Raw genomic sequence first — 15,184 nt, 5'->3', positions numbered from 1 at the left:
AAAGTTGCGAAGGCTGTCACCTTACCCGAACGGATGTAGCCGATGTTACGGCTGCCAGACGAAGCGCTATATCCGAACTGACGACTGGGCTTTCGACCTTCCCGGGATGACATTCTGTCCGTGCAGAACCCGTCCGATTGCGTGGAGCGATTGCGATGAGGGAGGCTAGGATGGATTTTTCGCGGATGTCGGATGGGATCCGGCTGCATCACGCCTCTCATCGGCACGATGGGTACGATGGCGACGACGAAGCGGGTCCGGCACCGAGCGCTCCGTTCCTGACCGACGCGGTCGGCGGCGGCGCCCTGGTCCATCGTCCCGGCCCGTCTGCTGAAGCGCACGCCGCGAGCGCGAATACCCAGTATCGTGACTCCGACCCGATTCAATCCAAACATCCCACATCGGGGATCGACATAGGCAGCCACGCCGGCAATCACGCTGCGGCGGGCCTGGATGTTTCGTCCACCACACCCGCTTCCGGCGCATCGCATCCCGGGATGGGCATTGCTGCGGTCGAGAGCGGAGCCAACACGGCCGGGAACGGCGGAGACGGCTACTTCTACGGAAGTCTCATTCACGCGTCCCTGTTGGTCTATGAACCGATCAACATCTCGGTGAGCCTGGGATACGGCGCGATCGCCCTGGCCAACCAGTCCAACAATTTGAATGTCGATCAATCCGCCTTTCAGATGGCCGGCGTCGGCGGCCATGGCGGCAATGGCAACATTGCATCGGGAGGCAGCGTCAGTACGTCCTTAGGCGCCGGCGTGATCGCGAGCGGCGACAACGGCGCCGGAAACGGCGGCAGCGGCCATTTCTCGGGTGCGATCGTGGACGCTCCCGTGGTGATCTATCATCCGATCAACATCGCGGTGGCGGCCTCGAGCGGCACTGCGCATGCAAGTCAATCGAACACGGTGGACATCGATCAGTCGGCCACCCAGATCGCGGGCGTCGGCGGCAGTGGCGGAAATGGCAACGTGGCCGCCGGCGGCAGCGTCATGACGCTCGACCCCAGCTGGGGATCAAGCAACGGAGGGGGCGTCGGGGACGTTCAAACGGGCGGAAGCCAGGCCGGCAATGGCGGCGACGGCGCGTTCCATGGGAGTCTCGTCCATTCCTCCGTCGTGGTGTACGACCCGATCAACATCGCGGTCGCAGGCTATGGCTCCAGCGTTCATTCGGTCCAGACCAACGACGCCTACGTGGATCAATCCATCATGCAGATCGCCGGCATTGGCGGGCACGGCGGCAACGCCAACGCCGCGGCGGGCGGCCATGCAAACCTTCTTTCCCATGGCCTGTGGGGCGGCTCCGACACGATCGCGACCGGCTCGAACGGCGCAGGCAATGGCGGCAACGGATATTTTGCCGGCAGCCTGATCGATGTCAGCGTTGCGATCTATGCACCCATCAATATCGCGATCGCAGGTCCCCATTCGACGGCCGTAGCCGATCAGGTCAACAACGTGCACATCGACCAGAGTGCGATCCAGATCGCCGGTGTTGGCGGGGACGGCGGCCACGGCAATCTCGCGCTGGGTGGCGATCTCTCCGCCCATCTTCTGTCGGATCTTCACCTGATGGCATAGCGGGACATCGTGCCGCTCGCACAAGTTCGATCGCGAGCTGCGTCGATGCTCTGCGCATGCAAGCTCGCCCTGCGGCCCCCCGGATGTCTCGCGCTCCGGCGTTGCGCGACGAACGTCATACTTTCGTACGTAGGTCGACCAAGCCGGATGGTGTCCGATTTGACATCTATCGCCATCGCGCGTGGGCGGATCAGACTTCCCGCGCGCGTCCGCCTGATCGGGATGGATGATGCACGAAAGCCAACAGAGGGAGGCACACATGATGCCCAAAGCGATCAACATCTCGGACTCGATCGAGTTCAAATCGATCAGCACCGGTGGTCAGAGCGTCGGAAATGGCGGCGACGGCACCTTCAAGGGAGCCATCATCAGCAAGCCGACGCTCAACTTCGACCCAACCAACAAGGCAGTCGGTGCCGACGTTCACGTGAACACCGGCGATCACGTCAAACAGACGGCAGATTGGGATGCCGGCGGCGCCAACGCGAAGGCCTCGTGGTTCTCGAAGGCCCATGGCGGCGACGCCGAGTCGAACGGAAGCCAGAAGTCCTACAGCGGCCACGATACCTCCAAGGTCTACGCCAATACGGATGCGACCCAGATCAACAAGGTCGCGGTGGACCAGCACCAGGAGGTCGTGGCCGGCATCGGCGGCCATGGCGGAGACGGCAACGCCGCGCTGGGCGGCGAAGTCAGCTTCCATCTCGACACGTTCTGACCACCGGTTCGTCCGGCAGGACCGGTGGCCGCCGCCACCGGTCCTGAAGTTCGAGCCCATACCCCGCCGAACCCGTCGGCGGATGATTTTGGCCATCGGCCAAGTACGCCGGCCAAGTGCGCCGGACCTCGATTTCAGGCGGTGACGATCATGCTGATGCCGCCCCTTCGGTTGCCCATCCTGCCGCAGATCGGGACCCCGCTGCACGCGGCCCTCCGGGCCTGCGCGGGACCGCTCGGTCTCGTATTCGCGTATAGCTGCAGCTACAACCTGCTACTGTTTGCGCCCTCCATCTATCTTCTTCAGATCTACGACCGGGTGTTGTCGAGCCGGAGCGGCGACACGTTGCTCCTGCTCACGCTCATTGTCGCGGTCACGGTGGTCGTCGGCGGCGTGTTCGATGCATTGCGGCGCGCCGTCCTTGGGCGCCTTGGCGCCTGGCTCGACGATCGCCTTCGTCCTTGCGTGCTCTCGGCCGGCCTCGAATCGGCGCTTCGCAGCGATTGGACGCAGGCGTCGGGCGCATATCGGGATCTCACCGTGCTGCGCCAGTTCGTCGAGTCCGGCGCATGTCCGATGCTGTTCGACGCGCTCTGGGCGCCGTTGTTCCTCCTTGTCCTCTTCCTGATCCATCCCCTGCTTGGCGTGGTCGGCGCCTGCTGCGTCGCCTTCCTGTTCGCGCTCACGGTTGCCGGAGAGCTGGTCACGGAAGACGTTCTGCTCAGATCCGGCGCCGCGCTGTCCAGAAGCTGCGGCCGCCTCCAGACTGCAGCGAGCAACATCCACATGATCCGCGCCATGGGAATGTTCGACAACGCTGCGCGCATGATCCACCGTGACGCGCAGCACGCGCGCAGAGAGCACGATGTGGCACTCCGGCGAGGCGAGATCGTCTCACTGGCCGCCAAGCCGGTTCGCGCGCTGTCACAGGTCCTGATCATGGGCGCCGCCGCATGGCTCGTCCTCGATCACGGGAAGAGTCCGGCCATCATCTTTGCTGCCACGCTGATGTTCAGCCGGGCGCTCGCGCCGGTCGAAAGCGCGGTCGCAGGCTGGAAATCACTCGTGACGGCCGCGAGCGCCTGTCAGCGGCTCGGCGCTCTGCTTGCCGCATTTCCCGTCGCCCGGCAGCAGAGCGCGGAGGTTGCTCCGCCGCAGGCGCGAAGCGGCCTCGTCGTCGACAATGTCGACGTGCGGCTTGCGGGGACCAACCATCTTCTCCTGAACGGCGTCTCGTTCAGCCTCATGCCCGGAGAATGCCTTGGCATTATCGGTCCGTCCGGGTCGGGCAAGTCCTTGCTCGGCCAGGTGATCGCCGGGCTGTCGATGCCAACGCGCGGCCGTGTCCTCCTCGACAATACCGACGTCTTGCTGCTTCGCGAGGGCCGAAACGGCGACCGCCTCGGATATCTCCCCCAGGACATCAGCCTCCTCGGCGACACGATCAACGACATCATCGCACGCCTTGAAGATGCCGATCGACGAGAGGTCATCGAAGCGGCCAAGCTCGTCGGTATCCATAACGCGATCATGCGCCTGCCGCTGGGTTACGACACGGTGGTTCAGAGTGAAGCAACTTTCTCGCGCGGATATCGCCAGCGCCTCGGTCTCGCCCGCGCCTTTTTCGGCAGTCCACGCCTCGTCGTTCTCGACGAACCCAACGCCAGCCTCGATTACGGGGGAGAGCGAATGCTCCTGGATGCGATCGAGCGCATGAAGCTCGCAGGCGTCATCCTCGTCGTCGTCACTCACCGGATGGGTCTCCTCGCCGCCACGGACAAGATTGCCATCATGGAGGACGGTGCGGTCGCCGCGTTCGGCGACAGCGAGGACATCTTTGAACGGCACCTGAGCCGCCCGCAGGTTACTTCGCAGATTGCGCCATGATCTGGAATTCTCTCACCATATGGAAGCATCCCGCCGTCTCGAGGCTTCCCATGATCTGGGACCAGCTCATGCGAGCGCCGACAAGCCCCCCGCCCGTGCGGCGATCTGGCGTCGTGGTGACCGCGATCGACGATTACGAGCCTCTGGAATTTCCATGGTGCTCGACGCCCACGCCGACCTCTCCGCGCGGAAGGCTTCGCGGTATTACCGTTGCGGGCAATCTGCTGGTGCTCTGCTTCATGCTGGGGCTCGGGACATGGGCGAGCCTCGCGCCGCTCGAGAGCGCCGCGATCGCGTCCGGCGTCGTGGAATCGGAATCGAGCCGCAAGACGATCCAGCACCTGGAAGGCGGTATCGTCAGCAAGATCCTGGTGTCGGATGGCGATATCGTGCGAAGCGGCCAGACGCTGATCGCGCTGGAGGACACAAGGGCGAGCTCGGAGGTGCAAAGTCTTCAAGGCCAATTTTGGGATGCGGCTGCTCGAGCCGCTCGGCTTCAAGCCGAGCAGCAGAGGTTCGAGAGCATCGCAATTCCGGACGCGCTGGAACAGGACAGCAGGCAGAGCGGAGTGGCCGCCGCTGCAGTGTCGGCGCAGCAATTCATTTTCCAGGCGCGCCTGCAGGTTCACGAGTCGCAGCTTGCGGTCATTCGCGAACGAAGGCATCAGGTCGAGAAGGAGATCGAAGGTCTCAAGGCGCAGGAAACCGCCACCGGGCAGCGGGTCGACATCGTTCGGGAGGAACTGGATATGGTCGCGACCCTCGTCAACAAGGGGCTCGAACGGCGGCCGCGGCTTCTGAACCTGCAGCGGGAGCTGGCCGAGGTCGAGGGCCGCCGCGGCGAGACCGCCGCGCAGATTGCCCGCGCCGGGCAGGTCATCAGCGAACAGCAGGCCACGTTGTTCAAGCTCGAGAGCGAGAGGCAGAACGAGATCGCACAGTCGCTTCGTGAAGCACAGAACCAGATATTCCAGCTCCGCGAGCGGTTGCTTGCGGCCAGGGATCAGCTATCGCGAACGGAGGTCAAGGCGCCCGAGGACGGCGTGATAACCGATCTGCGGGTTCATACAGCCGGCGGCGTCATCGGGGCAGGTGCTCCGCTCATGGACCTGGTGCCCCGGCAAGACCGTCTCATCGTAACCGCGCGCCTGAGGCCCGAGGACATCGATGTGGTTCATCCCGGCCTCAACGCCGAGGTTCACCTCGTACCGTACAATCAGCGTCGCGTACCTCGCTTGAAGGGAACCGTCGTGCACGTATCCGCAGACCGGCTCCTCGACAAGCGTACCGACCAGCCATACTACGCGACCAAGATCCGGATCGACGACGGGCAGATCGTCGCGAACGACATCCAGATCGTCCCCGGCATGCCGGTTCAAGTGTTCATCACGACGGGGCGCGGCACCATGGCTCTCTACGCGCTCAGGCCCCTGCTCGACAGCTTCCGTGGTGCATTCAGAGAAGACTAGGTCTCCTGCATGGGAGCAGCGCCAGGGTCGTGATCGCGACTCTGCGCGGGCAACCGGCCGCGCCAGCGGAGGACGGCTTCCGTGCGATTGTGCGCGGCACATTTCCTCATGATATGCTGAATGTGCATTTTGACCGTGCTTTCCGAGAGGCCCAATTTGGCGGCGATCAGCTTGTTGGGCAGGCCGAGCTCCAGTTCCGCCAGAACCTGTTGCTCACGAGGCGTGAGATCGGTCACGCTCCTGTCGATAGCCACTCTGGCTCCCTCGTTCACCAGATATGCGGGCCCGCGCGAATCCGGTGGCTCGAAATCCGGTATCCTGTTGATCCCGGCCACCGGCAACGGCCTGTAGGCGCCGCCGACAAGAACAAGGCGCAGGCCGGCTATCGCGATCTCGATCGGTAGCGAGGAGGAAAGAAAGCCGCGCACGCCCCGCTGCATCGCGGCCTGCACGGTCGGCTCGTCGTCATGGTTTGACAGGACCACGGTGGCGGCGTTGGGACAACACTCCGCAACGAAGGCGAGATCGTCCTCGACCGAGGGATCGCCGATGGGCTTGTCCGCGATACTCAGCATCACCAGACGAACATCGCGGGCTGACGTGCAGTCCAGGCCCTGGGCCGTTGCCATGTCAAGGATCTCAACTTCGTCCAACTCCCTCCTGAGGATCTGCAGAATACATGTACGAGGCAACAGGAGCGGCTCGATGATCACCAGAACCGGCAAGTGAAGCGATTCATTGAGCCGTTTTGAAGTGCTGGTTATGTCGTGCATGATGTCCTCGAGCTGAAAAGAACTTCCGCGATATTCCCATTCCATATTGCGTCTCCCCTGCTGCTGCACTCATCCTGAATGCATCATCACGAGAGCGGCGCAGTGCCGCCGTTAGTTCCGCATCCACTGCGGGATCACTTGACACCTGGGTGGAAATTCTTTCCGCTCAAATCATTTGGGGCGTGTACCGTCCGGTGGCGCAGTCGACGCATCCCCTAAATTGCAGATATTTCGATACGCTGTTGACGCCGCCGACCCTGACCTGCCGTCGACGACATATGCTTCATCCTCCTTCACGAGATACAGAAACGGCCGCTCTCCAGTCTCGCCGCCTGACGCGTTTCTTCCTTTCGCGCGCCCGCAAATCGTATCCACGGGGCGTCCAAGCATGTTCTTTCGCATTGCGCGCTTCACGTCACTGAGTTCGACCGTTTCCGGAGCCCCCATCTGCGTCGCGATCGCAACCTTCGCCTTGTCCAGCGCAGGATCCGACATTTCCGCGGCCCGTTCGGGAGCCGGGACGCTGATCGTCGTCCGCGGGGACGCCGCTTTGGCAAGCTCGGTCGATCCCCGCTTCTTCGGAGTTGATGTCTTGCCGGGCTTTGCCGGCGTTGCGGAATTCGATCTGACGACCGTAGGCTCTGGCGCCGACGCCTTCGGCATTGGCTGCGCGGATTGGGCGACAGCAACCCTGTCGAAACAGGGTCGTGACGCGCACCCGAGGAAATACCCCCGGGAAGGCGCAAACCAGCCAAAGCCGATCAGGACTCCTGCCAGCACTCCGACAAAAAGCAGTCCCATCCGATTTCCCCTCCTCGGGAGCTCGGCTCGCATTCGTAACTAGGACTAATTCCGCGCTGGTAATCTATCTGTTGCGCAAAAGCATTAAGCGCCCATTAAGCGCGCCGCTGTCCGGCCGATGCCCGGATGGCCGGATTCGATCGGACCCCCACCGAGATGACCGCAAAAGGCCGATCGTGAAAGCAATCATGGCCGATTTGGTCCGATCTTGGACCCTTCTGCAACTTGCGAGTTCGTCCGAAGGTCTGCGCTACCAAACGCTGCCGATCGCCGACTTAGGGCCTTCAGGCAAGTTTCGGAGCATCGCACCAGTTTCGCACCAGGAACGGCGTGAACGAAACGCAACCAAAGCAATTGGGCTCGAACAAGATCGCAGGAGATCAACGGAGCTGACCAACATTCGGCCGCTCATGACCGTCCGGTTGCACTTAGACCGCAGGCGCCTGCGTGCGGCTGTCACACGTTGCCGAGATCATGAATGACAGGCTGGAGAGCACCATTTCGATCCAGATCGAGCGTTGCCAGCGTGATCGGCAGCTTGAAGCGCCTGCGCCCCGCGCTTCCCGGGTTCAGGTAGAGCACGCCATCGACGGTCTCGATCGCGACGCGATGGGAGTGGCCCGATATCACGACATCGATCCCAAGCTCCTTCGGCTTGATCGTAAGCTGCTTGAGATCGTGCAGGACGTAGAGGCCGCGGCCGCCAAGGCGCAACGTTTCGGTGTCAGAGAAGCGTCTCGCCCAGTCGCCCGTGTCGACGTTGCCTCTGATGGCGGTCACGGGCGCGATCCGGCCAAGGCGGTCCACGATCTCCGGAGTGCCGATATCACCGGCGTGGATGATGTGGGACACGCCGGCGAGGCAGTGCTCGGCCTCCAGCCTCAACAGCCCATGCGTGTCCGAAATCACCCCGATCTTGAGCGTCATCCTTGCTCGCAGTTCCCAGTTGGCGACGAGGATCGAAAAGCGACGACCTTCGAGGATTACGGTGACAGTGCACTCAACGGCTCTACCATCTTCACGGATCCGAAGACCCGTCAATTGACAGCGCTGCCACCACAATGCGCACCGCGCCGTCCGCCCTCAGCATATCATCGGGTTATCTCCGTGGTCGCAAACGCCACCCGGCTGCTCCGCGGGCGCCGGCGCAAATGCGTGGTAGGCCGGCGTCGCGATCGACCGATCGCCCGCGATGCGACGGAAGCTGGACCCCACGCTCTGCTCGGCGTGTCGATCGCTGGCGCGATGCTCGTGCGCCTGCAGCGGCGCGCCAGAGATTGCAGTGACGACCAGTCCGGTCAACAGGGCCTTGAACAGCACCGACCCCATGGGATTTCTGAATGATGTCATCGTGGCTACTCCTTCTCGATTGGGTGATCTCCCGCGAGGCAAGAGATCCAATCCACCACGCCTAGACGTGCGTAGCCCGGTGCTTATTCCCAAGTCACGAAGTCGTTTTCGATTTGCCTGAGGCGCGTGCAATCGCCCGCGAACACGAGCCGTAAGGGCGGATTCGACTGCCCCGCATCGAACGTGAACAAGAATTCAGTCGGGCCGCTCATGACGGTCTGGTTGCAGGTTCAGCCCTCACGCCTCCCCGACGAAAGTTGCAATTTTTGTTGCGAATCCTGAACATTCCATCACGGAACGTTCAATCCGCATCAGCTTCACACCAGCTTCGCGCCAGAAACTGCCCCAACGGGACGCTATGGCCGTGCTCGGTGGATTCCGCACACCTGGCCCGGTCAGAAATTTTTACCTGGTCTCCTTCTGGTCACCACATGAATCGCCAAGAGCGCCGGGCTGCGGCCAAGCAACAGTCCAAAACGGTCGCACCACGAGCTTTGCCGCAGCATTTCGAGGCCTTGAAGCAGGGCCAATCGCTGTTTCATCTCGGCCGCTATACCGAAGCGCTCGAATGCTTCGACCTGTTCGAGAGGCACAATCCCGGCATCGCGCCGCTGTACCAGACGCGCGGGCTTTGCCTGCAGCGCCTCGGCCGGTTCGCGCAGGCGCAGGCCGATTTCGAGCGGTCGATTGCGCTCGCCCCCCTCGAGGCGGAGACGCACAAGAACCTCGGCACGCTTCATTCGCGGCTGGGCCGAATGGAGCAGGCCTTTGCCTGCATCGATCGCGCACTCGCACTTCGTCCAAACTTCCCCGCAGCGCTGACCGAAAAGGCGCGGGCGTTGTGGAGCATGCAATTGCTGGACGAGGCCTTCGCGGCCTTCAGCGCGGCGCTGGCGGCCGATCCGACCAACGCGCACACGATCTGGAATCTCTCGCTGCTGCAGATGCTGACCGGAGATTTCGAGCGGGGCCTGTTGGGACGCGAGGCGCGCTGGAAAGCCTCGCTTGGCCTCGTCGATCGCGGCTTTTCCGCACCGCTCTGGCTCGGCGACACCCCGATCGCAGGCAAGACCATCCTGCTGCATGCCGACGAGGGATTGGGCGATTCGATCCAGTTCGCGCGCTATGCGCCGATGGTGGCCGCGCTCGGGGCTCGGGTCATCCTGGAGGTGCCGCCGCCGATCCAGCAACTTCTGGAAGGCATCAGCGGCGTCGCAGCATGCATCGGCCGATCGGCCGCGGCTTCGACCGCGTTCGACCTGCACTGTCCGCTTGGCAGCCTACCGCTGGCGTTCGCAACGCGGCTCGACACGATCCCGTTCGCGGATACTTACCTTCCTGCCCCGCCGGCGGCGCGGGTGAAGGCGTGGGAGGACCGGCTCGGCCGGCGCGACCGCTTCCGTGTCGGCCTCGTCTGGTCGGGCAATCCGGATCACAACAACGATCACAATCGATCGATCGCGCTGCACACGCTCGCGCCGCTGCTCGATTGCGACGTCCAGTTCGTCTCCTTGCAAAAAGGCGTCCGGGATCAGGACCGGGCCTTCCTCGCCGAACGGCCTGGCATCGTCGACCTGACGGAGCAGCTGACGGATTTTTGCGAAACCGCGGCGCTGATCGGCTGTCTCGACCTGGTGATCGCGGTCGACACCAGCGTCGCCCACCTCGCCGGCGCGCTTGGCGTGCCGGTCTGGACCATGCTGCCCTTCAACCCGGACTGGCGCTGGTTGCTCCAGCGCGACGACAGCCCGTGGTACCGGTCGATGCGGCTGTTCCGGCAGCCGAAGCGAGACGACTGGGTCAGCGTCGTGGACTGCGTTCGGCGCGAGCTCCATGGGCTGGTGTCCGAATGGCGGTCGGGAGCACGGCAACTCCAGAGCGGGGCCCCGATCGCCAAACCACTGGATGCAGTCGTCTCGAATTACCTCGGCCATATGCACCGGCAACACGGGCGCACGGACGAGGCTGTGCTGCACTTCCAGCGGGCGTTACAGCTGTATCCCCAATATCTGGAAGCGGCGAACTGCTGCGGAAGGCTGTTGTTCAGTCTCGGACGGTATGCGGAAGCTCTCGAATGCCTTGATGTGGCCGAGACACCGGACCCGGATTTCGCACTCCTGCATCAAATTCGCGGCGATTGCCTCCAGGAGATGAAGCGGTTCGAGGAAGCGGAGGCCGCCTACGAGACGTCCATTGCGCTCGACCCCAGCCTGGCCGACACGCACAACAAATTTGGCGTGCTCCATGTGAAACTTGGCCGAATGGACCGGGCATTGGCGTGTTTCGATCGGGCGCTCGAGCTTCAACCGGCTTTTTCCGGAGCGCTTTCCAACAGGGCCTTGGTCCTGCTGAATCTGCAATTTCTGGATGAAGCTTTCGCGACCTTCCGCAGGTCGCTGACGGTCGACCCGGGCAATGCGGTGGCCACCTACAATCTGGCGACACTTCAGTTGCTGACCGGAGACTTCAAGCCGGGCTGGCTTGGGCGCGAAGCGCGCTGGAAACTTCCTGTCGGTTTGCTCAATCGCGGTTTTTCCCAGCCTGTTTGGCTTGGTGACCAACCGATCGAAGGCAAGACCATCTTGCTTCATGCCGACGAGGGATTCGGCGACGCAATCCAGTTTGCGCGCTATGTCCCCATGGTGGCCGCGCTCGGAGCACGGGTCATCCTGGAGGTCCAGCCTCCGATCCAGCAGCTGCTGTCCGAGGTGTCCGGCGTCGCAATGTGTGTCGGCCGACCGTCCGCGGCGTCGCTGCCGTTCGACCTCCACTGTCCCCTTGGAACCCTGCCATTAGCGCTGAAGACGCGGCTCGACACGATCCCGAGCCCGGAGCCATACCTTCCTGCGCCCCCGGTGGCGCGCGTGAAGGCGTGGGAGGACCGGCTTGGCGCCCGCAATCGCTTCCGTGTCGGTCTCGTCTGGTCGGGCAATCCCGCTCACAAGAACGATCACGACCGATCGATCGCACTCAAGACGCTCGCTCCTCTCCTGGATTGCGACGTTCAGTTCGTGAGCTTGCAGAAGGGCCCCCGCGATCTGGACCGAGCCTTCCTCGGCGAACGTCCTGATATCGTCGACCTGACGGATCATCTCACGGACTTTTGCGACACCGCGGCGATGATCGGCTGTCTCGACATGGTGATTACGGTGGACACCAGCGTCGCTCACCTCGCGGGCGCGCTCGGCGCGCCGGTCTGGACCATGCTGCCTTTCAATCCGGACTGGCGCTGGCTGCTCAATCGCGACGACAGCCCGTGGTACCGGTCGATGCGGCTGTTCCGGCAGCCGAAGCGAGACGACTGGGCCGGCGTCGTGGACAACGTTCGGCGCGAGCTGGAGGGCCTGGTGTCCGCGTGGCGCAGCCGCGATGGGATGAACGACGAAGGGCTGGCTGCACGCGCAGCCCTCACCCCTCCACCCGGTACAGCCGCCAGCGCTCCGGTACGCCCTTGAGCTGATGGCTGCCATGATCCCTGAAGCGGATCGTGGACGGCGTCTTCATCAGGTCCTTGACCGCGCTCGACACCAGGACTTCGCCGGCGCGCGCCTTGGCCGCGACGCGCGTGCCGATGTGGAAGGCAAGACCAACCATCTCGCCGCCGCTGATGGTGTACTCGCCGGCATGCAGCCCCACCCTGATCTCGAGGCCCAGCGTGCGCACGGCCTTCTGGATCGCGGTCGCGCAATTGATGCCGGCGGCCGGAGCCTTGAAGGTCGCGAGCACGCCGTCTCCGGTCGTCACCACCTCCTTGCCGCGAGAGCTCTTCAGTTCCTTGCGCACCGCTGCGTAATAGTGGCCCATCACCTTGGTCCAGCGTGCATCGCCGAGTTTTGCGGCTTTCGCAGTTGAACCGACGATATCGACGATCAGGATGGTGGCGAGCGCCTGCTTGAGCTCGACGCTGGACGCGGCCGATCGGGGCCGGTTCGCGATTGACCCGCCGAGCGGCTCATAGCGATGGCTGCGGCGCCGCGTGATCGCGGATTTCGCATAGTCCTGGGCGCGCTCCGCGCTGCCGCACCGGATCGTCTTCTCCTGCGGCGTACGGCTCCAGTAGACCTTGCGGCCGCTCCCCGTGCCCTGGACCTCCACGGCGCCCCATTTCAGGAAGATGGTCGAGCCGACGCGCCTGACGCACCACGCCTTCGACGTGTACCCGGAGACGTTCGACTGATGGAGACCGATGCGAAGGAATTTTGGCATGACCTGCGGCCGATCACAGGAACGTCTGGCTGACCTCGGCCAAAACGTAATCGGACATTGCCGCGTTGGCAACGGTGCTTGCCGGCACGTTGCCCCGTTCTCCGCAGCCTAAGCACCCCCGCCGTCGCCTCGCTTGCCGATCGTGCAGCGCCAGGCAGCCAGACGTTCGGCCGGATGCTGCGCCATCCATTCGGCGAGCTGCGGCGCGCCCATCAGGCAGGACTGCATCGTCACATCGGCGAAGTCCGAGGTCGTGACGATCTGTTCATGGCAGTCCGTCGGAGAGGCAAGACGACAGAGCACGGCAATGATCCGGATCATCTCACGCCAGCTCCTTCGACCAGTCGTACCCGGTTCTAGCGGCCGAGCGCGCCACTGGCCTCGCTGCATCGGCGCTCGAGGCCTTTTCGGCGCGCCGCTGATAATCCTCGGCCAGCATCTTCAGCCGCGCCGCGACCGCATCGTCAGTCATGCTGCGGGCCGCGCGGAGCAGGCTCTGCGCCGTTTCCATATATTCCTTGCCACGTCGTGACATCTGGAGCGTCATGGGATCCTCACGGGGTTTTCTGCAAGCCTGTCGAAAGCGATCGGGAAACGCCCGACCCAGTTGCGATCATCCTGACGGCGCGCCGCGAAACGCTCGACGCACCTCTTCGAGCAAAGAGGCCTGCGCCACGTGTAGTAGCGAACGAGACCAAATTTGCCGTCGCAGACTGCGCATCGCCCGGTTCGGCCGTGAAGAGTTTCGGAGCAGGTTGGCATTGAAGCCTCCTCTGTTGTCACGCCGGATGTCGCCAACGAAACCACCTTAGGAGTCCTGCGCGGCAATCTCTTTCAACCGGGCCTCTCCATTTGCCCATCCGCACGACTTGCCCCATCGCGGATCAAGGGCGAGCCGTGCAAGCGTGCGTTTGCGCAACCGGCAGGCCACGTCAGGTCGACGGATCCGAATTTTCGTTCGATCTCGGAAAATGCCGCGAGAAGGCAGGCCTGATCGCGGGCGCGGGCATTCAAGCCGGCCCTGACCGAAAGGTGACATGGAGATGGGTGACGACCACGCGCTCGCGCGCGTGTCAGCCGGGAAACGCGAACAGCTCGATCGAATCGCTGAAGCCGCGCACCTCGTATTTGCCGACCCGCTCCAGCTCGAATTTGGGCTGGACCAGCTCGGCGAAGTCGCGCGAGAGCAGCACGTTTCGCCCGACCTGCTTGGTCAGCGCCTCCAGGCGCGAGGCCATGTTGACGGCGGGGCCGATCACGGTGAAGTCGAGCCGGCTCATTGATCCGATATTGCCGTACATGACGTCGCCGACATGGACGCCGATGCCGTAGTTCAGCGGCGCGCGGCCGGTGCCGTTGTTGCGCGCGTTCAGCGCGGCCATGGCTTCGCGGCCCTCAGTCACGGCATGCAGCAGGTTGGCGCAGGCATCCGCCTGGCTCAGCGGGAAGATCGCAAGCAGACCGTCGCCGATGAATTTGAGGATCTCGCCGCCATGCTTCGCGATCGGCTCGGACATCGCGTCGAAATAGTCGTTGAGGAGATCGATGACGTCGTCGCGCGGCCAATTGTCGGAGATCTTGGTGAAATCGCGCAAGTCGCAGATCATGATCGCGGCGCGTACCGTGGTGCCGGTGCCGCGCCTCGTGGCGCCGGCGAGGATCAGCTCGCCGGCGTGCGAGCCGACGTAGGTCTCCAGCAGCGTTCGCGCCAGGCGGTTCTTGATGCGGATCTCGCTGACCAGCGCCAGCACCGGCAACACGTTCTTCAAGGCCGCGACATGCGCGTCGTCGAAGCCGCCGGGCCGGTCAGTTGCGAAGGTGACGAAATGGCGCTTGCCGAGGGTGTGATGGAGCGGCCAGACGACATAGTCGGTCAGGCCCTTCGCGCGCATCTCGTCATAGATCGCATGCTTGCGGCCGAGCGACGGATCGCCCTCGAGCCTTTCGCGTAGCTCGGTCGCGCCGTCCATCATTTCATTGATAGGACTACCGATGAACTCGGATCGCTCGACGACGTCGAAGTCCACCCGCGTGATCTTCGCCTCACGCATGCCGTCCGACCACATGAAGCCGGCGCCGAGCCATTGCGGATGCTGGATCCGGATGTGCATCGTCGCCCGCTTGAGCGGAATGCCGGCCTGCTGCAGGCGGATGCACATCTCGGCGAAGATGTTGTCGATGAAACGCTGATCGCGCGTGCCGTTGGTCATCCAGTCGACGACGCCGTCGGACAGCGTGGCGGGGGGTGACAGCGTGGCGGAGGGTTTTGTGTCTGGCGCGCTCATATCCTGCGCTTCGCGGCGGTCCTGCATCAGGCAGATATCGTGCTCCGGCGGCGCCGCGTCAACCTGGCCAGTTGCGCAGATTGTGCGCAGCGGCCGGAGGCTG

Annotated in this window: 13 protein-coding genes; 5 read left to right on the top strand and 8 right to left on the bottom strand. The window is 63.6% G+C overall.

From position 1 onward, the window contains the following. Window positions 1-170: 170 nt before the first annotated feature. From AAFG16_RS07630 to AAFG16_RS07615, 4 genes are all read left to right on the top strand, one after another. A complete protein-coding gene (locus AAFG16_RS07630) occupies window positions 171-1,592 on the top strand; it encodes a hypothetical protein (protein WP_342738425.1) in 1,422 nt (473 codons plus the stop codon). A 259-nt stretch (window positions 1,593-1,851) separates the two neighbouring features. Then, complete coding sequence (locus AAFG16_RS07625; RefSeq protein WP_283084256.1) at window positions 1,852-2,310, top strand: hypothetical protein; 459 nt, start codon at window positions 1,852-1,854, stop codon at window positions 2,308-2,310. Between the two features lie 150 nt (window positions 2,311-2,460). Beyond that, entirely contained in the window at window positions 2,461-4,197 is a 1,737-nt protein-coding gene (locus tag AAFG16_RS07620; protein WP_342740866.1) for an ATP-binding cassette domain-containing protein, read from the top strand. Between the two features lie 116 nt (window positions 4,198-4,313). Next, window positions 4,314-5,666, top strand: a complete 1,353-nt coding sequence (locus tag AAFG16_RS07615) for an HlyD family type I secretion periplasmic adaptor subunit (protein ID WP_342738423.1) — start codon at window positions 4,314-4,316, stop codon at window positions 5,664-5,666. On the opposite strand, the gene AAFG16_RS07610 is transcribed toward AAFG16_RS07615, so the two are convergent. The 4 genes from AAFG16_RS07610 to AAFG16_RS07595 form a co-directional block, all read right to left on the bottom strand. Continuing rightward, the gene (locus tag AAFG16_RS07610) at window positions 5,663-6,484 is read right to left on the bottom strand and encodes a response regulator transcription factor (RefSeq protein ID WP_342738421.1); all 822 of its coding nucleotides are present in this window, start codon (window positions 6,482-6,484) and stop codon (window positions 5,663-5,665) included. The genes AAFG16_RS07615 and AAFG16_RS07610 overlap by 4 nt on opposite strands. A gap of 126 nt (window positions 6,485-6,610) precedes the next feature. Beyond that, window positions 6,611-7,240 (bottom strand): hypothetical protein, encoded by a 630-nt coding sequence (locus tag AAFG16_RS07605; RefSeq protein ID WP_342738419.1) that lies wholly within the window; start codon window positions 7,238-7,240, stop codon window positions 6,611-6,613. Between the two features lie 456 nt (window positions 7,241-7,696). After that, window positions 7,697-8,167 carry a metallophosphoesterase family protein gene (locus AAFG16_RS07600; RefSeq protein ID WP_342738417.1) on the bottom strand — a complete coding sequence of 157 codons (471 nt, stop codon included), beginning with the start codon at window positions 8,165-8,167 and terminating at the stop codon, window positions 7,697-7,699. A gap of 156 nt (window positions 8,168-8,323) precedes the next feature. Continuing rightward, the gene (locus AAFG16_RS07595) at window positions 8,324-8,590 is read right to left on the bottom strand and encodes a hypothetical protein (protein WP_342738415.1); all 267 of its coding nucleotides are present in this window, start codon (window positions 8,588-8,590) and stop codon (window positions 8,324-8,326) included. Window positions 8,591-8,961: 371 nt separating this feature from the next. Between AAFG16_RS07595 and AAFG16_RS07590 the strand changes: the two genes are divergently transcribed. Continuing rightward, entirely contained in the window at window positions 8,962-12,045 is a 3,084-nt protein-coding gene (locus AAFG16_RS07590) for a tetratricopeptide repeat protein (RefSeq protein ID WP_342738413.1), read from the top strand. On the opposite strand, the gene AAFG16_RS07585 is transcribed toward AAFG16_RS07590, so the two are convergent. The 4 genes from AAFG16_RS07585 to AAFG16_RS07570 form a co-directional block, all read right to left on the bottom strand. Next, entirely contained in the window at window positions 11,999-12,796 is a 798-nt protein-coding gene (locus tag AAFG16_RS07585; RefSeq protein ID WP_283084249.1) for an adenylate/guanylate cyclase domain-containing protein, read from the bottom strand. The two genes, AAFG16_RS07590 and AAFG16_RS07585, sit on opposite strands and share 47 nt — an antisense overlap. 108 nt (window positions 12,797-12,904) lie before the next feature. Then, window positions 12,905-13,117: a hypothetical protein gene (locus tag AAFG16_RS07580; protein WP_283084248.1), complete on the bottom strand. Its 213-nt coding sequence runs from the start codon at window positions 13,115-13,117 to the stop codon at window positions 12,905-12,907. Between the two features lies 1 nt (window position 13,118). Beyond that, entirely contained in the window at window positions 13,119-13,343 is a 225-nt protein-coding gene (locus tag AAFG16_RS07575; RefSeq protein WP_283084247.1) for a hypothetical protein, read from the bottom strand. 526 nt (window positions 13,344-13,869) lie between these two features. Continuing rightward, window positions 13,870-15,081 carry an adenylate/guanylate cyclase domain-containing protein gene (locus AAFG16_RS07570; protein WP_342740865.1) on the bottom strand — a complete coding sequence of 404 codons (1,212 nt, stop codon included), beginning with the start codon at window positions 15,079-15,081 and terminating at the stop codon, window positions 13,870-13,872. Window positions 15,082-15,184: the final 103 nt, after the last annotated feature.

It is taken from the genome of Bradyrhizobium sp. B117 (genome assembly GCF_038969555.1).
GTDB lineage: Bacteria > Pseudomonadota > Alphaproteobacteria > Rhizobiales > Xanthobacteraceae > Bradyrhizobium.
Note: the sequence above shows the minus strand (reverse complement) of the source record. Positions and strands in the feature narration are given on the sequence as shown.

Bases quoted from the DNA above. Each gene is read 5' to 3' on its own strand.
- AAFG16_RS07595 (WP_342738415.1), bottom strand. From the start codon at position 8,590: ATGACATCATTCAGAAATCCCATGGGGTCGGTGCTGTTCAAGGCCCTG.
- AAFG16_RS07610 (WP_342738421.1), bottom strand. From the start codon at position 6,484: ATGGAATGGGAATATCGCGGAAGTTCTTTTCAGCTCGAGGACATCATG.
- AAFG16_RS07580 (WP_283084248.1), bottom strand. From the start codon at position 13,117: ATGATCCGGATCATTGCCGTGCTCTGTCGTCTTGCCTCTCCGACGGAC.
- AAFG16_RS07570 (WP_342740865.1), bottom strand. From the start codon at position 15,081: ATGAGCGCGCCAGACACAAAACCCTCCGCCACGCTGTCACCCCCCGCC.
- AAFG16_RS07625 (WP_283084256.1), top strand. From the start codon at position 1,852: ATGATGCCCAAAGCGATCAACATCTCGGACTCGATCGAGTTCAAATCG.
- AAFG16_RS07630 (WP_342738425.1), top strand. From the start codon at position 171: ATGGATTTTTCGCGGATGTCGGATGGGATCCGGCTGCATCACGCCTCT.
- AAFG16_RS07600 (WP_342738417.1), bottom strand. From the start codon at position 8,167: ATGACGCTCAAGATCGGGGTGATTTCGGACACGCATGGGCTGTTGAGG.
- AAFG16_RS07605 (WP_342738419.1), bottom strand. From the start codon at position 7,240: ATGGGACTGCTTTTTGTCGGAGTGCTGGCAGGAGTCCTGATCGGCTTT.
- AAFG16_RS07620 (WP_342740866.1), top strand. From the start codon at position 2,461: ATGCTGATGCCGCCCCTTCGGTTGCCCATCCTGCCGCAGATCGGGACC.
- AAFG16_RS07575 (WP_283084247.1), bottom strand. From the start codon at position 13,343: ATGACGCTCCAGATGTCACGACGTGGCAAGGAATATATGGAAACGGCG.
- AAFG16_RS07585 (WP_283084249.1), bottom strand. From the start codon at position 12,796: ATGCCAAAATTCCTTCGCATCGGTCTCCATCAGTCGAACGTCTCCGGG.